The organism is Pseudomonas sp. MWU16-30323, assembly GCF_020515595.1.
Lineage (GTDB): Bacteria > Pseudomonadota > Gammaproteobacteria > Pseudomonadales > Pseudomonadaceae > Aquipseudomonas > Aquipseudomonas yamanorum.
Map to the genome: position 1 here is coordinate 1 of NZ_JAIWYM010000012.1, position 21,949 is coordinate 21,949.

15 protein-coding genes and 1 pseudogene are annotated in these 21,949 nt (G+C 62.5%); 10 read left to right on the forward strand and 6 right to left on the reverse strand.

Features of this window, described 5'->3' with window-relative positions; translation table 11 throughout:
• The 7 genes and pseudogenes from LIY45_RS15810 to LIY45_RS15840 form a co-directional block, all read left to right on the forward strand.
• Window positions 1-382: pseudogene (locus LIY45_RS15810) on the forward strand (hypothetical protein); the annotation flags it as partial.
• A gap of 137 nt (window positions 383-519) precedes the next feature.
• Window positions 520-1,140, forward strand: coding sequence for a CDP-alcohol phosphatidyltransferase family protein (locus tag LIY45_RS15815; protein ID WP_226476868.1), 621 nt, complete (start codon window positions 520-522; stop codon window positions 1,138-1,140).
• Between the two features lie 10 nt (window positions 1,141-1,150).
• The gene (locus LIY45_RS15820) at window positions 1,151-2,905 is read left to right on the forward strand and encodes a bifunctional alpha/beta hydrolase/class I SAM-dependent methyltransferase (protein WP_226476869.1); all 1,755 of its coding nucleotides are present in this window, start codon (window positions 1,151-1,153) and stop codon (window positions 2,903-2,905) included.
• Window positions 2,906-2,908: 3 nt separating this feature from the next.
• Window positions 2,909-4,207, forward strand: coding sequence for a phosphatase PAP2/dual specificity phosphatase family protein (locus LIY45_RS15825; protein WP_226476870.1), 1,299 nt, complete (start codon window positions 2,909-2,911; stop codon window positions 4,205-4,207).
• Window positions 4,197-4,640 (forward strand): hypothetical protein, encoded by a 444-nt coding sequence (locus LIY45_RS15830; RefSeq protein ID WP_017476807.1) that lies wholly within the window; start codon window positions 4,197-4,199, stop codon window positions 4,638-4,640. The genes LIY45_RS15825 and LIY45_RS15830 overlap by 11 nt, the downstream gene beginning before the upstream one ends.
• A gap of 9 nt (window positions 4,641-4,649) precedes the next feature.
• Window positions 4,650-5,270, forward strand: coding sequence for a lysophospholipid acyltransferase family protein (locus LIY45_RS15835; RefSeq protein ID WP_226476871.1), 621 nt, complete (start codon window positions 4,650-4,652; stop codon window positions 5,268-5,270).
• A gap of 1 nt (window position 5,271) precedes the next feature.
• Complete coding sequence (locus LIY45_RS15840; protein WP_226476872.1) at window positions 5,272-6,204, forward strand: phosphatidate cytidylyltransferase; 933 nt, start codon at window positions 5,272-5,274, stop codon at window positions 6,202-6,204.
• 156 nt (window positions 6,205-6,360) lie between these two features.
• On the opposite strand, the gene LIY45_RS15845 is transcribed toward LIY45_RS15840, so the two are convergent.
• Window positions 6,361-6,834, reverse strand: a complete 474-nt coding sequence (locus LIY45_RS15845) for an Lrp/AsnC family transcriptional regulator (RefSeq protein WP_026078018.1) — start codon at window positions 6,832-6,834, stop codon at window positions 6,361-6,363.
• 145 nt (window positions 6,835-6,979) lie between these two features.
• On the opposite strand from LIY45_RS15845, the gene LIY45_RS15850 reads away from it, so the two are divergent.
• The 3 genes from LIY45_RS15850 to pbpC all read left to right on the forward strand — a co-directional run bounded on the left by LIY45_RS15850 (window position 6,980) and on the right by pbpC (window position 15,811).
• Window positions 6,980-7,609 carry a LysE family translocator gene (locus tag LIY45_RS15850; protein ID WP_226476873.1) on the forward strand — a complete coding sequence of 210 codons (630 nt, stop codon included), beginning with the start codon at window positions 6,980-6,982 and terminating at the stop codon, window positions 7,607-7,609.
• An 80-nt stretch (window positions 7,610-7,689) separates the two neighbouring features.
• Window positions 7,690-13,533 carry an alpha-2-macroglobulin gene (locus tag LIY45_RS15855; RefSeq protein WP_226476874.1) on the forward strand — a complete coding sequence of 1,948 codons (5,844 nt, stop codon included), beginning with the start codon at window positions 7,690-7,692 and terminating at the stop codon, window positions 13,531-13,533.
• The gene (pbpC, locus tag LIY45_RS15860) at window positions 13,514-15,811 is read left to right on the forward strand and encodes a penicillin-binding protein 1C (protein ID WP_226476875.1); all 2,298 of its coding nucleotides are present in this window, start codon (window positions 13,514-13,516) and stop codon (window positions 15,809-15,811) included. Before LIY45_RS15855 ends, pbpC begins: the two co-directional genes overlap by 20 nt.
• Here the strand turns inward: pbpC and LIY45_RS15865 are convergent, their stop codons facing one another.
• From LIY45_RS15865 to glmU, 5 genes are all read right to left on the reverse strand, one after another.
• On the reverse strand, window positions 15,812-16,978 hold the full coding sequence (locus LIY45_RS15865; protein WP_226476876.1) for a hypothetical protein: 1,167 nt from the start codon (window positions 16,976-16,978) through the stop codon (window positions 15,812-15,814).
• Window positions 16,975-17,556, reverse strand: coding sequence for a LemA family protein (locus LIY45_RS15870; RefSeq protein ID WP_010168443.1), 582 nt, complete (start codon window positions 17,554-17,556; stop codon window positions 16,975-16,977). Before LIY45_RS15870 ends, LIY45_RS15865 begins: the two co-directional genes overlap by 4 nt.
• A gap of 161 nt (window positions 17,557-17,717) precedes the next feature.
• Window positions 17,718-19,550: a glutamine--fructose-6-phosphate transaminase (isomerizing) gene (gene glmS, locus LIY45_RS15875; RefSeq protein WP_017477887.1), complete on the reverse strand. Its 1,833-nt coding sequence runs from the start codon at window positions 19,548-19,550 to the stop codon at window positions 17,718-17,720.
• A 10-nt stretch (window positions 19,551-19,560) separates the two neighbouring features.
• Entirely contained in the window at window positions 19,561-20,328 is a 768-nt protein-coding gene (locus LIY45_RS15880) for a DeoR family transcriptional regulator (RefSeq protein ID WP_026078021.1), read from the reverse strand.
• Between the two features lie 228 nt (window positions 20,329-20,556).
• Window positions 20,557-21,924: a bifunctional UDP-N-acetylglucosamine diphosphorylase/glucosamine-1-phosphate N-acetyltransferase GlmU gene (glmU, locus tag LIY45_RS15885; RefSeq protein ID WP_226476877.1), complete on the reverse strand. Its 1,368-nt coding sequence runs from the start codon at window positions 21,922-21,924 to the stop codon at window positions 20,557-20,559.
• Between the last annotated feature and the right edge of the window lie 25 nt (window positions 21,925-21,949).

Below are 21,949 nucleotides of genomic sequence, written 5' to 3' on the forward strand. Positions count from 1 at the left end.
AGGTGTCGTGGTGAAGTTCGACCACAATCGTGGCCTGAGAAGCGCTGGCATGCCCGTTGAAGTCGAAGGGGATTTGACGATAAAGAAGGACTATTACCCTTGGATCGATGAAGAGTTTTTGGGGACTTACAAAAAAACCGTAAGTTTGGCGGGTGAGGGCGATATTTATCTCGGCTACCAGGCATTGCACGCTCGCCACGTATATTTCGAGCCGGTTCTGCACTCAGGTTTCGCGGTCTATTCGGCTGGACCGAAGATTAAAAAGGAAGGTAACCACACCGCCTTCACCTACCCCGACGGCAGCACCTCAGCCGACGGTCGCTCCAAACCCGACTTCCGCAAACTACAAGCCATCCGCCTGGCAGCAGAAGTCAAAAAATGAATCCTACTCTCCTAACCATCACCTGCCACTTTGGGGAACATCCGCTTGCCTGCGCCACCACTGGCCCAAACCCCAATAAATCGGCACACTCCAGCAAGATTTTTCGCGGGCTTACGGACAAGGAAGCGTCACTCCCCATGATTTCGATCTATCAGCTTAAACCGCGTTTTCAGAACCTGCTGCGCCCGCTGGTGCAGCGCCTTTACGACAACGGCACCACCGCCAACCAGATCACCGTGCTGGCCGGGGTGGTTTCCCTGCTGGTGGGATTGCTGATTGCCGGCTTCGCACAACATGCGTGGCTGTTTGCGCTGATCCCGCTGTGGATGATCCTGCGCATGGCCCTCAATGCCATCGACGGCATGCTCGCCCGGGAATTCGGCCAGCAGTCGCGACTCGGCGCCTACCTCAATGAACTGTGTGACGTGATCGCCGACAGCGCGCTGATCCTGCCGTTTGCGCTGATCCCCGAGGTCAGCCTGGCGCCGGTATTGCTGGTGACGCTACTGGCGGTGTTCAGCGAATACGCCGGCGTGCTCGGGCCGATGGTCGGGGCCTCGCGGCGCTACGACGGGCCCATGGGCAAGAGCGATCGGGCATTTGTGCTCGGGGTGCTGGCCACCGGCGTGGCGCTGGGCTGGCTCGGTGCCGGGTGGGTCGAGGCGGTGATGTGGCTGGTCGCGGCCTTGTTGGCCTACACCCTGGTCAACCGCGTGCGCCAAGGCCTCAAAGAACAACAAACCTCCCCTTCTGCATAAGGATTTTGCGATGCGTGAACAGCAAGAGCACACCTTCAGCACCCATGACGGAGTGGAGCTTTTCTACCGTCACTGGCCCGCCACTGCCCCTGCGGGCTTTGCACCCCGCAAGGCGATTTTGCTGTTCCATCGCGGCCACGAGCACTCCGGGCGTATCGCCCACCTGGTGGACGAACTGAACCTGCCGGAGTTCGACTTCTTCGCCTGGGACGCCCGTGGCCACGGTCAATCCCCCGGCGCGCGCGGCGACAGCCCGAGTTTCGCCACCAGCGCGCGGGACGTGCAGACCTTCGTTGACCATATCGGCGGCGCCTACAGCATTGAGGAAGAAAACCTCGCGGTGATCGCCCAGAGTGTCGGCGCAGTGATCGCAGCGACCTGGGTGCACGACTACGCACCAAGGATCCGCTCGTTGGTGCTCGCCTCGCCCGCGTTCAAGGTCAAGCTCTACGTGCCCTTCGCCCGGCCAGGCCTGGCGTTGATGCGCAGGTTTCGCGGCAACTTTTTCGTCAACAGTTACGTCAAGGCCAAGTTCCTGAGCCATGACCCGGAGCGCGTGGCGTCCTACGACAGCGATCCGCTGATCACCAAAGCCATCTCGGTGAATGTGCTGCTGGGCCTGTACGAAGCGGCCGACCGGGTGGTAGCCGATGCCCAGGCAATCCAGGTGCCGACCCAACTGCTGATCTCCGGCTCGGACTTTGTGGTGCACCGCAAACCCCAGCAGCAGTTTTTCGACCGCCTGGGCAGCCTGAAAAAAGAACTGCACATCCTCCCCGGCTTCTTCCACGACACCCTCGGTGAACGTGACCGTGCCGTGGCCTTGAGCAGCGCCCGACGCTTTATCCTGCAGAACTTCGAACACCCGCTGGATCGCGCCACGCTGTTGGATGCCGACAAGATCGGCCTGACCTGCGCCGAATCCGAATCCCTCGCCGCGCCGTTGCCACGCAACTCGCTGCGGGACCTCTACTGGCGCATGACCCGCGCCAGCATGGGCCTGGGCAGCAAACTGTCGGATGGCGTGAAGCTCGGTTTCGACACCGGCTTCGACTCCGGCAGCACCCTGGACTACGTGTACCGCAACACACCCACCGGCAAAGGCGGGCTGGGGCGGATGATCGACACCAACTACCTGAACTCCATCGGCTGGCGCGGTATTCGCCAACGCAAGCTGAACGTGGAAGAGTTGCTGCGCCTGGCGATGGCCAAGCTGCGGGACGAGCAGCAGGAGGTGCGCATCGTCGACATCGCCGCCGGGCATGGTCGGTACATTCTGGAAGCCTTGCAGGGCGTGTCGCCGTTGCCCGAATCGATCCTGTTGCGGGACTACAGCGACATCAACGTGCGCGACGGTGGCGCGCTGATTCGTGAAAAAGGCCTGGGGGATATCGCCCAGTTCGTCAAAGGTGATGCGTTTGACCGGGCTGACCTGGCAGCGCTGGAGCCCAAGCCGACGCTGGCGGTGGTCTCCGGCTTGTATGAACTGTTCGCGGATAACGCGATGGTCGGCGGTTCGCTCGCCGGTTTGGCCGAAGCCGTGGAGCCCGGCGGCTATCTGGTGTACACCGGCCAACCGTGGCACCCGCAACTGGAACTGATCGCCCGCGCCCTCACCAGCCACCGTCAGGGCCAGGCCTGGGTAATGCGCCGGCGCAGCCAGGCAGAGATGGACCAACTGGTGAAAGCCGCCGGTTTCCGCAAGATCACCCAGCGCGTGGATGAATGGGGGATTTTCAGCGTGTCCCTGGCACAGCGAGTCTGACCCATGCGTGAACCGGGCCTGTTAAAACCGGCGGTGCTGTGGCTGCTGCTGTTGGCGCCGCTGTTTTTCAGCACCTACGGCTTTGCCACGTGGGTCACCAGCCAGCGCAGCGACGTGGGCACCATGGTGTTCGGCTGGGAAACCCATATCCCGTTCTGGGCCTGGACCATCGTGCCCTACTGGTCGATCGACCTGCTCTACGGTTTTTCCCTGCTGCTGCCCAGCACCCGCCATGAGTTGAAGCAACACGCCTTGCGCCTGCTGACGGCCCAGGTGATCGCCGTCACCTGCTTCCTGATCTGGCCACTGCGCTTCACCTTCGAAAGGCCGGAACTGGACGGCGTGTTCGGCTGGCTGTTTGCGGTACTGGCCGGGTTCGACAAGCCGTTCAACCAGGCGCCATCGCTGCACATCGCCCTGCTGGTGGTGCTGTGGATAATGTACCAGCGACATAGCCAGGGCCTTTGGCGCTGGGTGGTGCATGGCTGGTTTGCGCTGATCGGCCTTTCGGTGCTGACCACTTATCAACATCACTTTATTGACTTACCCACAGGCGCCCTCGCCGGCTGGCTGTGCGTGTGGCTGTGGCCGCTGGAACATCCGAGCCCGCTGCTGAATGCGCACCTGACCCGGGACCGACAGCGTTGGCGACTGGGGTTGCGCTATGGCTTCGGGTCGTTGGTGTGTCTGATCCTCGCATTTACCCTCGGCGGCGGTTGGTTGTGGCTGCTTTGGCCGGCGGTTTCCCTCGGATTGATGAAGGCGAATTACCTGGTATTGGGTGTCTCTGGCTTTCAGAAGCGCGCCGACGGGCGACTCACTCCGGCGGCGCGCTGGCTGTTTGCGCCGTATCTGGCGGCCGCCTGGATCAATTCCCGCCTGTGGACACGTAAACATCCACAGCCCGACGAGGTTGTGGATAACGTTTGGCTCGGGCGAATTCCCACCGGCGGCGAGCTGGAGCCATTCAAGGCCATGGTCGATCTGTGCGCCGAATTGCCGATTAATCCACAGGGTCGCGCCTATTACAGCCTGCCAGTGCTCGACCTGACAGCGCCCACTGCTGCGCAATGCCTGGAAGCCGCCCAAGCCATTGAACGACTGCGCTCGGGCGGGCCATTGCTGGTGTGCTGCGCCCTTGGTTACTCGCGAAGTGCCACGGCTGTGGCTGCATGGCTGCTGCACACCGGGCGCGCAGGTAATGTCGACGAAGCGGTGGCTATTATTCGTACAGCACGCCCGCGTGTGGTCCTGCATCCCGCTCACCGTGAAGCCCTGGAGGGTTTAACCCATGCCCGCTGATATGGAATTACAGGTCGTCGCCAGCCTGCTGCGCCGCGGCCGTTCCCTGGATCAGTTATCCACAGGCCTGACCTTGCTCGGCGTACTGTTCGGCCTCGCGCAACTGCTGATGGCCAGTATCACGCCGATCTGCCTGACCCTCAGCCTGTGGATGATTGTGCTCGGGCTGCTGCAAAAATACTGGGCGCTGCGGGTGGCCTTCGACGCTGACCTGTTCGCCCTGCTGGCCCGGGACACCGAGCGCACGCCCGACTTCGACCACGCCATGCAAACCCTTGGCCTGCAATCCGCCAAACGCGCGGGCCGGCCCTGGACCGAACGCCGTCGCGGCGCCTTGAAACTGTTGCGCAAGCAAGCCTACCTGCTGGCGGCGCAAGTGCTGCTGACCGTGGCCGTCATCCTGGCCAGCCCTTGGCTGCCCTTCGCCGGATAAGGAATCCTCATGTTCGAACCCGTGGTCGCCACCCTGATTACCTCCCTGGCCCGCACCGTCACCGGCGCCCGCAGCCTGTGGCTTGGCTGCGCGCCCGTGCCGGTGCAGCGCATCTATTACGCCAACCACAGCAGCCACGGCGATTTCGTACTGCTGTGGGCCTCGTTGCCACAGAACCTGCGTAAATTCACCCGCCCGGTGGCCGGCAGTGACTACTGGAACAAAAGCGCCCTGCGCCGCTACATCATCAACCGGGTGTTCAATGGCGTACTGATCGACCGCGAGCGCAAGGACCCTGTGGATAACCCCTTGGCGCCGATGCTTCTGGCCCTGGAAAACGGCGACTCGCTGATCATCTTTCCCGAGGGCACCCGCAACCTGGAAGACGGCTTGCTGCCGTTCAAAAGCGGGCTGTATCACTTGGCCAAGAGTTATCCACAAGCGGAGTTGATCCCGGTGTGGATCGCCAACCTCAACCGGGTCATGCCCAAGGGCCGCGTGCTGCCGCTGCCCTTGCTGTGTACCACCAGCTTCGGTGCACCGCTGCAACTGGAGGACGGCGAAGACAAGGCGTTGTTCCTCGCCCGCACCCGCGACGCCTTGCTCGCCCTCGCCCCGGAGCATTCCTGACATGGATAGCCAAACCCTGATGTTGTTCGGCGGGATCGGCGCGATCCTGGTACTCGCCTCGCTGATCGGCCTGATCCTCAAACTCCGTACCCGTGGCACGCCCAATGCGGTGATCGACAACCTCAACGCCCGCATCAACGCCTGGTGGGTGATGGTGGTGGTGATCGGTATCGCCTTCTGGCTCGGCACTAGCGCGGTGATCCTGCTGTTCTACGCCGTGTCGTTCTATGCACTGCGGGAATTCCTCACGCTCACGCCCACCCGGCGCAGTGATTACCCGGCGCTGGTGGCGGCGTTTTACCTGGCGTTGCCGCTGCAATACCTGCTGATTTACTTCGACTGGTATGGGCTGTTCTCGATCTTCATCCCGGTGTACGTGTTCCTGCTGCTGCCGATCCTCGCGTCACTGGGTGGCGACAGCACGCACTTCCTGGAACGGGCGTCGAAGGTGCAATGGGGGCTGATGATCGCGGTGTTCTGCGTGTCCTTCGTGCCGGCGCTGCTGACCCTGGATATCGTCGGCTACGAAGGCCGCAACCTGCTGCTGATTGCCTACCTGGTGATCGTGGTGCAGCTGTCGGACGTCTTGCAGTACGTGTGTGGGAAGCTGTTCGGCAAACACAAGATCGCGCCCAACCTGTCGCCGTCGAAGACGGTGGAAGGGTTTGTCGGCGGGATCCTGCTGTCATCCCTGATCGGCGCGGCGCTGTGGTGGACCACGCCGTTCAATCCCTGGCAGTCGTTCCTGATTGCGCTGCTGATCAACCTGCTGGGGTTTGCGGGCGGGATCGTGATGTCGGCGATCAAGCGCGACCGGGGCGTGAAGGATTGGGGGCACATGATCGAAGGGCACGGCGGGATGCTGGACCGGCTGGATTCGGTGTGTTTTGCCGCGCCGATTTTCTTTCATCTCGTACGCTACTGGTGGACTTGAGGGCCACCTCCTTCCCCAAATCCACACAACCCCCGTGGCGAGGGAGCTTGCTCCCGCTGGAGTGCGCAGCGCTCCCAGGATTTTGGGGCCGCTACGCAGCCCAGCGGGAGCAAGCTCCCTCGCCACAACAAGCGTCCTCATCACAATAAGAAATCATCAGCCGGGAAGATGCCCCAACGGCAACGCCCCCGGGGTCTTCACCGTTTGAATCGCGAAGTTGCTGCGGATATCGCTCACTCCCGGCAACTTCAACAAACTCCCGGTCAGGAACCGCTCATACCCGCGCAAGTCCGGCACCACCACTTGCAGCAGGAAATCCGATTCCCCCGACACCAGAAACGCCGAAATCACCTGAGGCAATGCCGTCACCGCCAACCGAAACGCCTCCGCCTGTTCATCGTTATGCCGCTCCACTTTGACCCCGACAAACACCGTCAGCCCCAACCCGACTTCATCCCGGTCAAGACTCGCCTGGTAACCCCGAATCACACCGGCCTCCTCCAGCAACCGAACCCGGCGCAAACAGGGTGAGGCCGACAAGCCAATCTCGTCCGCCAGTTGCACATTGCTCAAGCGCCCATCCCGTTGCAGGGCCTCAAGAATCTTGCGGTCAAACGCATCCAGTTTCAGGTTTGGCATAAGTGAAGTATTTCGCCCGGTAAAAGTGGCAGATTGTGCCAAGACTAGACGCTTTTCCGGTTGACTACGCAAGCACCTGCCCCGGCCTTCACCTCTAAAATTGCCCTACGAATCACGTATCGCAAGGGGCAGGCACATGGCAGAACTCTGGTTGTTTTTAGTCGCGCTGGCGGTGGTGTACCTGTTGCCCGGCCCGGACATGATCCTGCTGCTGCAAACCGGCGCCCGCCAGGGCAAGGCGATGGCGCTGGCCACGGCAGCAGGTCTGGGGCTCGCGCGGGCCTGCCACGTGGCACTGGCCGGGATGGGCCTGGCGACGTTGTTCAAGGTCGCACCCTGGACCTTCGATGTGGTGCGCCTGGGCGGTGCGGCGTATCTGCTGTGGATCGGCGTGCAGTGCCTGCGCGCCAACCTGCTGCCCAGCCTGAACACCGGGGATGGCCCGGCACCAGCGCATGCCTGGCGTGAGGCCTTCCAACGCGGCCTGCTAACCAACCTGCTCAACCCCAAGGCGCTGCTGTTCTGCTCCGTATTGCTGCCGCAGTTCATTGATCCACACGGCGCTTCGGTGACGGCGCAATTCGCAACGTTGGGCGCAATTCTGGTGGCCGTCGGCCTCGCATTCGACAGTTGCTACGGCCTGGCCGGCGCCAGGATCGGCCGCTGGCTGCAACGCAGCCCGTCCGCCCAACGCCTGCAACAGTGGCTGTTTGGCAGTCTTTTGATCGGTTTTGCGATACGCCTCACCTTCGTACAGCAAGCCTGAGCAAAACGACGTGTTTTGCCGTCATCTTTTGTATTAAAGAGACGTGTAAGATACGCGACACATTGCCAGGGATGCTCACCATGTTTGATTCGTTAAAAGCGACCAGCCGCCGTTTTTTCGGGGCCTTGATCTCAGTGGTGAGTGTTCTGTTCAGCGCCGTTCGATGGCTGGCACGCAGCCTGTTCGGCCAGTGGCAACCGCCGCGCTGGCTGCAAGCCACAGGCAACGGCCTGGTCAACGTCGGCCACAAGGCCCGGGCGTATCCGCGCCAGGCTGCGGGCGGCGCGCTGGCCCTGGTACTCGTGCTGGCCGCGGGCTTTTACGGCTGGCACTGGTATTCCCACCTGCCACAGCCCCACACCGTGGGCTATTCGCTGCACAAGCCCAACCTGACGGATTACACCCAGCCGCAGCCGGTTGTGGATAACTTGCAGGTACGCTTCGCCGAATCCGTGGCACCGCTGGCAGCCATTGGCAAGCCGGTCACCGAAGGCATCACCCTCAAGCCGACCATTGCGGGCACCTGGCGCTGGTCGGACGACCGCAGCCTGGTGTTCACCCCGGAAAAAGACTGGCCCGTCGACGCCCACTACACCATCGACCTGGCCAAGAAGAACCTGTTGGCCGACGGCGTACTGCTCAGCCAATACACCAGCCAATTCTCCACCCAGCCGTTCCGCGCCACCCTGACGCAAAACGAGCTGTACCAAGACCCGAGCAACCCGACGCAGAAACAGCTGGTCGCGACCTTCCACTTTTCCCACCCGGTAGACGAAGACAGCGTACGCAAGCGTGCCTCGGTCACCCTCGGCAAAGGCCTGGCCTACCGCGACGCACAACTGCCCAACCGTCCGGAAGTCACCTTCGATGAGCACAAGCTCAACGCCTTTGTGCGCTCCGCCGCCCTGGCCACTCCGCTGGAAAGCACCCCGGTCAGCGCCAAGCTCGATGAAGGCCTCAAGGCCCGTGACGGCGGCAATGCCAGCTCGGCGCCGTTGGTGGCCGAAGTCACCGTGCCTGGCCGCTATCGCCTGACCTTTACCGGCGCCGAAGTCAGCTTTGTCGACAACGAACGCGGCGAGCCCGAGCCGGTGTTGATGTTCAGCAGCTCCAGCGCCGTGGCCGACGAGACCATCGCCAACAAGGTGCAGGCCTGGATGCTGCCGGAAAAAGCCGAGGACGATACCCGCCCCTGGAACCTGCAGGACATCGACGACAAGCTGCTGGCCAGCAGCACCAAGGTCAAGCTGACCCACGTGCCGAGCGTCGAACCGCTGAACACCCTGCACGCCTTCAAGTTCAAGGCCCCGCCGGGCCGCGCCCTGTATGTGCGGGTACCGGCCAACCTGGAAGCCATCGGCGGCTACCTGGCGAAAAATCCGACAGCCTCCCTCGTGAGCATGCCGGCCTATCCGCGCACGCTGCAGTTCCTGTCCGACGGCGCCCTGCTCAGCCTCACCGGCGAAAAACGCCTGGGCTTCATGGCCCGTGGCGTACCTGGCGCCCATGTGGAAATCGCCCGCCTGCTGCCCAACCAGTTGCAACACCTGGTGGACCAGAGCAGCGGCAGCTTTGCCCGACCGAATTTTGCCAATGACTACTTCGACCGGATGGTGGAGCGTCAGAGCCTGGACATTCCGCTGTCAGCTGGCGACCCGTCCAAAACCGTCTACGACAACGTCGACCTGAGCAGCTACCTCACAGCCAACGGTGGCCGCCGAGGCATTTTCGTGCTCAAGCTGAGCCCGCAGGACGACCCGGCGGATCGCACCTTCGACTACTCGCGCAACACCACCAGCGACCTGCGTTTCATCGTGGTCACCGACTTGGGCATCATCGCCAAGCGCTCCAGCGATGGCAGCCACGATGTGTACGTGCAGTCCATCGGCAACGGCTCGCCGGTGTCCGACGCCCAGGTCGACATCATCGGCCGCAACGGTTTGCCGGTGGCCAGCGGGCATACCGACGCCGAAGGTCACGCGCACTTCGCCAAGCTGGATGAACTGCGCCGTGAGAAAACGCCATTGATGTATGTGGTCAGTCGCGGCAACGACCAATCGTTCCTGCCGATTGCCCGTCAGTCCCAGCAGCTGGATTTGTCGCGCTTTGATGTAGGCGGCCTGGAAGAAGACGGTGCGATCAATCGTCTCAGCGCCTACCTGTTTACCGACCGCGGCCTGTACCGGCCCGGCGAGACCGCGCACCTGGGCATGATCGTGCGCAGCGGCGACTGGAAAGGCGCGCTGCAAGGCCTGCCGGTTGAGCTGCAGATCACCGACCCACGTGGCCTCGAGGTGATTCGCCAGCCGTTGAAACTGTCGGCCAGCGGCTTTGAGACTTTTGATTTCCCAAGCAGCGAAGTCGCGCCATCCGGCGATTACACCGCGACCCTGCAACTGATCGGCGAGAAGCAGCGCCGCACTGACCTGGGCAGCGTCAGCTTCAAGGTTCGCGATTTTGAGCCAGACCGGATGAAAGTCAGCCTGAGCTTGCACGATACACCGGTGCTGGGCTGGATCCCGCCGGACCAGGTGGTGGCCAAGGTCACCGCAATGCACTTGTTCGGCGCTCCGGCGGCGGGCCGTCGCGTCACGGCAAAAATGTCCCTGAGCCCGACGCTCGCGGCCTTTGATCGCTATCCGGATTACCGTTTCCGCCTGAATGACTCGCTGGAAGAAGCCAGCTCCGAAGACCTGGCCGAAACCACCGTCGACGACAATGGCCAGGCGCTGCTGGACCTGAACCTGCAACGCTTCGCCAACAGCACCTACCGCCTACAAGTGATGACCCAGGTGTACGAAGCCGAAGGCGGTCGCAACGTCGCCGCACAAAGCGCATTGCTGGTGTCGGCGGCGCCGTACCTGGTGGGTGTGAAGAGCAAGGATTCGCTGTCTTTCGTCGCCAAGGACGCCCCGCGTGAAGTGCAATGGCTGGCCGTGGCGCCAGACCTCACGCCAGTCGCCGTCGACGGCCTGACCAGTGAAGTGGTCGAGCACCGTTACGTCTCGGTGCTGGTGAAGCAATCCAACGGCACCTACAAATACGAGTCGCGCATCAAGAACATCAGCCAGCCGGCCTCGCCGGTGGTGATGACCAAGGACGGCGCCAAGCAAACCCTGAACACCGGCACCCCGGGCGATTTCACCCTGCAACTCAAGGACGCCAACGGCAACCTGCTGAACCAGATCGACTACAGCGTTGCCGGCCGGGGCAACACCTCGCGCTCCCTGGAACGCAATGCCGAGCTGCAACTGCGCCTGGATAAACGCAGCTACGCCACCGGTGATGAGATCGCCATCAGCATTCGTGCGCCATACACCGGCGCCGGGTTGATTACCATCGAACGGGACAAGGTCTACACCCAGCAGTGGTTCAAGGCCGACAGCACCAACAGCGTGCAACATATCCGCGTTCCTGCCGGGCTTGAAGGCAATGCCTACGTCAACGTGCAGTTCGTGCGGGACATCGGCTCGTCCGAGGTCTACATGAGCCCGCTGTCCTACGGCGTGGTGCCGTTCAGCATCAACCTCGACGCGCGGCGCATGGCGCTGAAAGTCGAAGGCCCGGCGAAGATCGAGCCGGGGCAGACCCTGGACATCAAGGTCAACGCCGACCGCCCTGGCCGCGCAGTGGTCTACGCGGTGGACGAAGGCATCCTGCAAGTGGCGCGCTACCAGACGCCGGACCCGCTGGGCTTCTTCTTCCAGAAGCGTGCGCTGGAGGTCGGTACCAGTCAGATTCTTGATCTGATCCTGCCGGAATTCAGCCGCCTGCTCAGTGGGGCAGCGCCGGGTGGTGACACCGAAGGCGCCCTGGCCAATCATCTCAACCCGTTCAAGCGTAAACATCAGCCGCCAGTGGCCTGGTGGTCTGGCTTGGTGGACTTGCCGGCCGGTGAAACGGTGCTGCATTACCAGGTACCGGACAGCTTCAACGGCAAGCTGCACCTTTTTGCGGTGGCGGTAGATAGCGACAGCGTGGGCGTCAGCGAAGCCAACACCGAAGTGCGCGGGCCACTGGTGATCACGCCGAACGTGCCTGCCTTTGTCGCGCCGGGGGATGTGTTCAGCGTCAGCGCCGGGGTGTTCAGCAACCTGGACGCGGCGGCGGACGTGAAGTTTGAAGTGCAGACCAGCGATGGCTTGCAGGTGCAAGGCGACAAGGCCAGCACCCTGGCCCTGCAACCGCGCAAGGAAGGCGTTGCCGAGTTCAAGATCAAGGTGGGGGAAAACCTCGGCTCGGCCGACTTGCGCTTCGTCGCGGTGCTGCCGGATGGCAAGCGGATCCAGGTGGCGGAAACCACGTCGATCCGACCATTGAGCGAACATCGGGTGGCCCTGAGCCTGGGCCGTTTCGACAGCGCCAGCAAAGAGCTGAAACCGACCCGCGACCTGTTCGGCCAGTTGCGCGATGTGCAATTGGGCGTCGCCGCTTCGCCGCTGGTCTGGGCCAACGGCCTCAAGCATTACCTGGATGACTACGGCTACGCCTGCACCGAGCAATTGGTGTCCAAGGCCATGCCGGCGTTGATCTGGGGCGGTAACGCGCCGGAGGCCGAGCAGGCCTTCAGCGGTGCGGTGCGCATGCTGCGTCAACGGCAGAACCAGGCCGGTGGTTTCGGCTTGTGGGCGGCCAACCCGGATGTGGCGCCGTACGCCAGCCTGTACGCCACCGACTTCCTGATCGAAGCCAGGGAGCGCGGGCTGCCGGTACCGGAAGATCTGCTGCAACGTTCCAACGCGTACCTCACCGACCTGGCCAACGGCCCGAGCGAAGGCCTGTCGGAATTGCGCAACCGCGCCTACGCCAGTTACCTCCTGAGCCGTCAGGGGATTCTGGTGAGCGGCGCCTTGAGCGATATCCGCGAACGCTACGAGAGCTACTTCAAGGACACCTGGCAGAACGACATTGGCGCCGCATACCTCGCCGCCAGCTACAAGTTGCTCAAGCAGGATCGTCAGGCCGATACGTTGTTCCGCAAGGTGCCATGGCTTTCCCTGTCGGATAAATGGAACAGCGACGGCCTGTATTACGACCCGCTGGTGCACGACGCCGAGCACCTGCATTTGCTCGCGCGGCACTTCCCGGAAATGCTCGACGATGTGCCAGCAAGCCTGCTGGATAAACTCGGCAAGCGCCTCAACGAGCAGCGCTACAACTCGCTGTCGGCGGCGCTGTTGCTGCGGGCCCTGGACAACTATGGCCAGCGCGCACAAAGCGACATGACCCTCAAGGCCACCGCATGGCTCAGCGACAAGCAGCAACAGTTGTTGCAGATGGCCGGCCAGCCGCCACGTGCGGCGGTGCCTGCCGGTACGCAAAAACTACAGATGGAAAAATCCGACGGCCCGGCGGCGTTCTACATGCTGAGCGAAGCCGGCTATGACAAGGGCGCCAACCTCAAGCCGATCAACAACGGCCTGGAAATCATCCACGAATACCTCGACCTCAAAGGCAATCCCGTCAGCAAGGTCGCGGTAGGCGATGAGTTCCTGGTGCGCCTGCGCTTGCGCGCCACCGACCGTGATCAGGTGCAACAAGTGGCGGTGGTCGACCTGCTGCCGGGCGGCGTCGAGCCTGTGTACAACTTACCGCCGGAGCCGGAAGCGGCCAGCAGCGAGGAAAGCGAAGGCGACGATTCGGAGTACGTTGAAACCAGCGAAGACACCGAAGAAGCCGACGCCTGGCAGGCGCCGATCGGCGAGACCGACTTGAGCAACTGGCAGCCGGACTACGTCGATGTGCGTGATGACCGAGTGGTGTTGTACGGCACTGCACTGCGGGATGTAGGCACCTTCGTGTACCGCGTGCGCGCCACCAACGCCGGTACCTTCAATACGCCACCGGCCTACGCCGAGGGCATGTACGAAACCACCCTGCAAGGACGCGGCAAAGTAGGCCAGCTTGAAATTACCAAGCCTTAAAAGCCTGACGCCGCTGCTGGCGGCGGCGTTGATTCTGGCGGGGCTGCGACTGTGGCCCCATGCACCGCTGGAACAGGCAGCCACCTCCTCACGGGTGGTGCTGGCCGATGACGGTTCGCTGCTGCGCATGACCCTGGCGGCTGATGGGCAATATCGCCTGTGGCTACCCCTGGAACGGATTTCTCCGTCACTGGTGGAGGCGCTGCTGCTCAAGGAAGACCGCAATTTCTACTGGCACCCGGGGATCAATCCCCCGGCGTTGTTGCGGGCGGCCATGGCCACCTATAGCGGCGGCCAGCGCCAGGGCGGTTCGACCTTGAGCATGCAGCTGGCCAGGCGCCTGTGGGATCTCAATACCCGCCGGGTGCCCGGCAAACTGCAGCAGATGGCCCTGGCGTTGTGGTTGGAGGCGCGTTACAGCAAGCACAACATCCTCGAGGCCTACCTCAACCTGGCGCCCATGGGCGGCAATATCGAAGGTGCCGAGGCGGCCAGCCGGATCTATTTCGGCAAGTCAGCGGCGCAGTTGTCCTTGTCTGAAGCCCTGGCGCTAGCCGTGATCCCCCAGCAACCCGGCCGCCGCGCGCGCTTCGGGCCATCGCTGCAAACCGCTCGGCAACGGCTGATGGCGGACTGGCGGGAAACTTATCCACAAGACCCGCGTAACGACAGTTTGCTGGACCTGCCGTTGGAAGCCCGCAACCGCCAGCAGATCCCGTTTCTGGCACCGCACTTGAGCGAACAGCTGTTGGCGTCGCAAACCGGCAATGAGTTGAACAGCACCCTCAACCTGCCGCTGCAACAATTGCTGGAACGCCTGATCACCGGCTTTATCGCCGAGCGCCGCAGCAGCGGTGTGGAAAACGCCACGGCGATCCTGATCGACAGCCGCGACCAAAGCGTAAAAGCCCTGGTGGGCTCGGCGGATTACTTATCCACAGGCATCCATGGCCAGGTCAACGGTGTGCTGTCGCGGCGCTCGCCGGGCTCCACCCTCAAGCCATTCCTGTATGGGCTGGCGCTGGACCAAGGGGTGATCCACCCCATGAGCATCCTCAAGGACATGCCGAGTAACTTCGGCTACTTCCAGCCGGAAAATTTCGACGGCAGTTTTGTCGGGCCGGTGACAGCCCGCGATGCGCTGATCCGCAGCCGCAATATCCCGGCGGTGTGGCTGGCCAGCCAAACCCGCTCGCCGTCACTCTACGGCTTGCTGCAACGGGCCGGGATCAAGGGCCTGCGAGGCGAAAGCCATTACGGTTTGGCCCTGGCCCTGGGCGGCGGCGAGATGACGCCCGAGGAGCTGGCGCGGCTGTATGTGATGCTGGCCGGTGACGGACATCTGCGACCCTTGCGCTATTTGCAGGAACAGCCGCAAACCACCGGCCCCCAGCTACTCACGCCGCAGGCGGCCTTTATGGTGCGCGACATGCTGCGGCGCAACCCGCGCCCGGACGGGCTACCGGGGCGCCACTGGCGCACGGCCTGGAAGACCGGCACCTCATGGGGTTTTCACGATGCGTGGAGCGCCGGCATCGTAGGCCCTTACGTGCTGGTGGTGTGGGTGGGCAACTTCGACGGCCGTCCGAATCCGGAATTTATCGGCGCGAAAACCGCCGCACCGCTGTTCTTCCGCATCGCCGACGCCCTGCCCCTGGCCTTGCCCAACGTGGTGATCAAACCCGACAAGCCGCCCGCCGGGCTGATCCGCATCGACGTCTGCGCGGCCTCCGGCGACCTGCCCAACCGCTGGTGCCCGCGCACCCGCAAGACCTGGTACATCCCCGGCGTGTCACCGATTCGTGTGTCCAACCTGCATCGCCCGGTGCTGATCGACACCCGTACCGGCAAGGCCGCGTGCCCGCCGTTCGACCCGCAGTACACCCGTGAAGAAGTCTTCGAATTCTGGCCCAGCGATGTGCAGCGGCTGTTCCGCGCCGCCGGGCTGCCCCGGCGTACGCCGCCCAATGTGCAGAAAAGCTGCCAACCCAACCGCGTCGGCGACCAGAGCGAGGCGCCGCAGATTCGCTCGCCGCTGACCCAGGTCAGCTATCACCTGCGCCTGTCCCAGCCCCAGGAAAGCATTCCGCTGAACGCCAACGCAGCCAGTGATGCACTGACGCTGTACTGGTTCGCCGACCAGACCCTGATCGGCCAGGGCCCGCCGCAAACCACGCTGAACTGGCGGCCGGGGAAGTCGGGGGAGTATCGGTTGCGGGTGACTGACGATCAGGGACGCAGCGCCAGCCGGGGATTAAAAGTGGAATTTGTGCCTTGATCAGGCTTCTTCGTCGCCGAAACTCGCAGCGCCTGCGTCTTTCGTAAAATGCTTGTACGCGCCCCCCAGCTTGCGTTGCTCAAAGATCGAAAACACCAGGGTGCCCAGCAGAATCATCATCCACACCAGGAACACCTTCATGGTGTCCACCTGGGCCACCACCAGCAGCAACGTCACCACGCCGCCAATCACCATTCCCAAGCCCATCCAGGCGCCCAGCACACGGCCCACCGCCAGGCGCATGCCCTTGGGCAGCAACAGCCGCAGCGCGAGCAACACCACAAACATCGTCAGCAGGAAGCCAAACGCGGCCATGAAAGGAATCACGAAGCCATTGTCACGGTACAACCAGGCCAGAAAACGATAGGCGGGATTCAGCTCTGCCATTTGCTGGTAGGTGGCAGGGCCCGGTAGATGCAGTTGGGCAAAATGTTCCGGGGTCATGGCCATGATGCCGACACCGATCAAGCCCACCACCACCGCATAGAAACCCCCGGCACGCCACAACGGCGCCAGCACACGGCGATTCTCCACATCCCTGGTCTCGGCCACGCCGAACACTGCGTCACGTTGCCTGCCCTGGGCAATCACCGTCTTGCCGTCACGCTCGCAGGCGTCGCCAATCAGCATCACCTGCATAGCCTGGGTGAGGAGCAGTTCGCCCTGACGGCGGGAGTTGCTGATCGATTCATGCTCGTCAGGGCGCTTGTTGCCGAACAAGTCGATGCCTTCGGCAATCACCGTCACTTCCCCGGTGGCGTCCTGCAGGCGGAAGTCATTGCAGCGAGCCTCGGCCGAGACCTGGCTCCAGCTCCAATCGCCGTCCTTGTCTTTGGTGCCTTCCTCGATGATCCACACGTAACCCGCACAAGGCTTGCCGTTGACCGGGGAGATCAGCGGTTTGTCGACGATCACCTTGCCCTTGACCTCCACCAGGCCCATGGCCAGGGAGCGTATCTGGCTGGTGGCCAGGCGCTGTTCGGTGCGATAGAAGTTGGGGCCGAAGCTGGCCAGCAGGCCAATCAGGATGCAGACGGGGAAAAACAGCGCCACCAGGATCGTCGGGGCATAAACCATCAAGCCGATGAAGCCGGCGAGAAAGACCAGCGCCACCAAGGTTTTCCAAGCCGGCTTTTTCGCGACAACGCCCGCCTGAGTCGTTTTCATGCTCCCGGCACCTCAAGCTTCACGCCCTCGTAGCGGGTTTCTTCGGCACTGATGGCCAGCAGCGGGATGCGCTGGTAGCCAAGCATCTTGGCGAAGAACAGATCAGGGAAAATCGCGATGGCGATGTTGTAGAGGTTGACCGACTCGTTGAAAAACTCGCGGCGATCGGCGATGCGTTCTTCAACCGCCGAGATCGCCTGCTGCAACTCGACCATGTTGGGGCCGGAGATCAGCGTCGGATAATTCTCGGCCACTGCAATCACCGACTTGAGCGCCGTATTGAGCTGGTTGGAGGCATCGACCTTATCGGTGAGGCTGCTGGCGTTGAGGTACGCGGTGCGGGCGTCGCTGAGGCGGGTGAACAGCGCGTTCTCATGGTTCATGGCGGTTTGCACCACACGCATCAGGTCGGGAATCTGGTCCGCCCGCTGCTTGAGCAGCACGTCGATGTTGGCGAAGGCTTTATCCACATCGTTGCGGCGCATCACCAGGCCGTTGTAGACCCCCACCAGCCAGCCGACCAGGCCGACGACAATGATCAGCACGACGATACCGGCGATCAGCAGTTCGATGTTCATGGCGGCGGCATTCCCTGGCTAGTTATCCACAGGGCGCATTCTAGGGGTAAAGCGGGGCAATACTCCCGGAATTAGTCCACAGAAACGCCAAGAGCCGATGTCCGGTAGCCTGAAAAAGCAAAACCCCCGAAGCACGGGGGTTTTGATGGTTCGGGTGAGGCTTATTCCACCGTCACCGACTTCGCCAGGTTACGCGGCTGGTCAACGTCGGTGCCCTTGAGCACGGCGACGTAGTACGACAGCAACTGCAGCGGGATGGTGTAGAGGATCGGCGACAGGGTGTCGTGGATGTGCGGCATGTTGATGACGTGGGTGCCTTCGCCATTGGTCATGCCGGCCTTTTCGTCGGCGAACACGATCAGTTGGCCGCCACGGGCGCGCACTTCCTGCAGGTTGGACTTGAGCTTCTCCAGCAGCTCGTTGTTCGGCGCGACGGTAACGACTGGCATGTCGTCATCCACCAGGGCCAACGGGCCGTGCTTGAGTTCACCGGCCGGGTAGGCTTCGGCGTGGATGTAGGAGATTTCCTTGAGCTTGAGCGAGCCCTCCATCGCCACCGGGTATTGCGCACCACGGCCGAGGAACAGGGTGTGGTGTTTGTCGGCGAACAGCTCGGCGACTTTTTCCACGGTGCTGTCCATGGCCAGGGCTTCGCCCAGGCGGGCCGGCAGGCGGCGCAGTTCTTCGACCAGGTGCGCCTCGACGCCTTCGCCCAAGGTGCCGCGAACCTGGCCCAGGGACAGGGTCAGCAGCAACAGGCCGACCAACTGGGTGGTAAAGGCTTTGGTGGAGGCCACGCCGATTTCACGACCGGCCTGGGTCAGCAGGGTCAGGTCGGACTCGCGCACCAGGGAGCTGATGCCGACGTTGCAGATCGCCAGGCTGCCGAGGAAGCCCAGTTCCTTGGCGTTGCGCAGGGCAGCCAGGGTGTCGGCGGTTTCGCCGGACTGGGAGATGGTGACGAACAGGGTGTCGGGCTGCACCACCACCTTGCGGTAGCGGAATTCGCTGGCGACTTCGACCTGGCACGGGATGCCGGCCAGTTCTTCCAGCCAGTAACGGGCAACCATGCCGGCGTGGTAGCTGGTGCCGCAGGCGACGATTTGCACGTTGCGCACTTTGGCGAACAGTTCGGCGGCTTGCGGGCCGAAGGCTTGCACCAACACCTGGTTCTGGCTCAGGCGACCTTCCAGGGTGCGTTGCACCACGGCCGGTTGCTCGTGGATTTCCTTGAGCATGAAGTGGCGGAACTCGCCCTTGTCGGCGGCTTCGGCACCGTCACGGTACTGCACGGCTTCACGTTCCACGGACTGGCCGTCAACGTCCCAGATTTGCACGCTTTCGCGGCGGATCTCGGCGATGTCGCCTTCTTCCAGGTACATGAAGCGGTCGGTTACCTGGCGCAGGGCCAGTTGGTCGGAGGCGAGGAAGTTCTCGCCCAGGCCCAGGCCGATCACCAATGGGCTGCCACTGCGGGCGGCGACCAGGCGGTCCGGCTGGCTGGCGCTGATCACGGCCAGGCCATAGGCGCCGTGCAGTTCCTTGACGGTGGCCTTGAGGGCGTTGGTCAGGTCGCCGAGGTCCTTGAGCTTGTGGTTCAGCAGGTGGGCGATGACTTCGGTGTCGGTGTCCGAGGTGAAGACATAACCCTGGCCCTTGAGCTGTTCACGCAGCACTTCGTGGTTTTCGATGATGCCGTTGTGGACAACCGCCAGGTCACCGGAGAAGTGCGGGTGGGCGTTGCGTTCACACGGTGCACCGTGGGTGGCCCAACGGGTGTGGGCGATACCCAGGCGGCCTACCAGCGGCTCACCCGCCAGTGCTTGTTCCAGCTCGCTGACCTTGCCCGGGCGACGCATGCGCTCAAGCTTGCCGGCGTTGGTGAAGAGCGCCACACCGGCGCTGTCGTAGCCACGGTATTCCAGGCGTTTGAGGCCTTCGAGCAAAATAGCGGTGATGTTTCGTTCAGCGACTGCGCCAACAATTCCACACATGGTTTCTCTCCTAGATGACTGCCGCGCAAATCAGCGTGATGCCGCGGGCTTGAATCTGGTCGCGGGCCTCAAGCGGCAGGCGATCATCGGTAATAAGGGTATGGACGCTGCTCCAAGGCAGTTCCAGGTTGGGGATCCTGCGGCCAATCTTGTCGGACTCGACCATCACCACCACTTCGCGGGCGACCTCGGCCATGACGCGGCTCAGGCCCAGCAATTCGTTGAAGGTGGTGGTGCCGCGCTCCAGGTCGATGCCATCGGCACCAATGAAGAGCTGGTCGAAGTCGTAGGAACGCAATACTTGCTCGGCGACCTGGCCCTGGAACGAGTCCGAATGCGGATCCCAGGTGCCGCCAGTCATCAACAGCACCGGCTCGTGTTCCAGTTCGCTCAAGGCGCTGGCCACGTGCAAGGAGTTAGTCATCACCACCAAGCCGGGTTGCTGGCCCAGTTCGGGGATCATGGCGGCGGTGGTGCTGCCGCTGTCGATGATGATGCGTGCGTGTTCCCGCAAGCGCCGGACAGCCGCACGGGCGATGGCGCGCTTGTAGGCCGAGATGGGCTGGGCCGGGTCACCGACCAATTCCTGGGGCATGGTGATGGCGCCACCGTAGCGACGCAGCAACAGGCCGTTACTTTCGAGGGCCGCCAGGTCCTTGCGGATGGTCACTTCCGAGGTTTCGAAACGCTTGGCCAATTCGTCCACGCTGACTTCACCTTGCTCGGTGAGCATGGCAAGGATGTTGTGGCGACGTTGGGGTGTATTTCGTTTCGACATGGTGATGATAAGTTTCGTTTCGAAAGATAACGAAGGCAATCAAAACCTATTTACTCACAATGGTCAAGCCTGCGACTGAGTTTTTTGAATCAACGCAGATAAAAATGTGGGAGCAGGCTTGCTCGCGAAAGCGGTGTGTCAGTCAGCGCATGTATCAACCGAAAGACCGCCTTCGCGAGCAAGCCCGCTCCCACATGAGTACTACAGTGTTTCAGGGTTGTGGATAACTCAGGTTTTCTTGATTTTGACCGGGCGCTTCCAGCCGTCGATGTTGCGCTGGCGGGCGCGGGCTACACCGAGCTGCAACTTATCCACAGCCAGATTGATGGTCGAGCCGGCGGCAGTGGTGGCGCCGTCGTCAATCGTCACGGGTGCTACGAGGGAATTGTTGGAGCCGATAAACACGTCTTCACCGATGGTGGTCTGGTGTTTGTTGGCGCCATCGTAGTTGCAGGTGATGGTACCGGCGCCGATGTTGGTGCGAGCACCGATCACAGCGTCACCCAGGTAGGTCAGGTGACCCACTTTCGCCTCATCGGCCAACCGGGCGTTTTTCAGCTCAACGAAGTTACCCACATGAGCTTTAGCGCCCAACACGCTGCCCGGACGCAAACGCGCGAACGGACCGGCATCACTGCCCTCGCCCATCACCGCGCCGTCGATATGGCTGTTGGCTTTGATCACCACGCCTTTGCGCAGGGTGCTGTCCTTGATGACACAGTTCGGGCCGATCACCACGTCGTCTTCAATGACCACGCGACCTTCGAGGATCACGTTGATATCGATCAGCACGTCGCGGCCTACGGTGATATCACCCCGCACATCGAAACGTGCCGGATCGCGCAGCGTCACGCCCAGCGCCATCAAGCGGCGGCCTTCACGCAATTGGTAATGACGCTCCAGCTCTGCCAGTTGCTTGCGGTCGTTGGCGCCCTGCACTTCCATCGGGTCGTGGGGCTGTTCGGTAGCGACCACCAGGCCATCGCTGACGGCCATCTCGATGACGTCGGTCAGGTAGTACTCGCCCTGGGCGTTGTTGTTGGACAGGCGGCTCATCCAGTCCGACAGGCGATCGGCCGGAACCGCGAGGATGCCGGTGTTGCCTTCGGTGATGGCACGCTGGGCTTCGCTGGCGTCTTTATGTTCGACGATGGCGGCGACCTTGCCATCAGTGTTGCGCACGATGCGACCGTAGCCGGTCGGGTCGTCCAGCTCGACGGTGAGCAGACCCATCTGGCCAGGCACGACGTGTTTGAGCAGGCGCTGCAAGGTTTCCACTTCGATCAACGGCACATCACCGTAGAGAATCAGCACGGTGTCGGCCTTGATGAACGGCACGGCTTGCGCAGTGGCATGGCCGGTACCCAATTGCTTGTCCTGCAATACGAAATTCAGGTCATCCGCCGCCAAACGCTCACGCACCACATCGGCACCGTGGCCGATCACGACATGAATGCGCTGTGGATCCAGCTGCCGGGCGCTGTGGATAACATGGCCAAGCATGGAGTTGCCGGCAACCGGGTGCAGCACCTTGGGCAGGGCCGAACGCATGCGGGTGCCCTGGCCTGCGGCAAGAATTACGATTTCGAGAGACATGAATGGCTACCAATCCTGGGCGGTC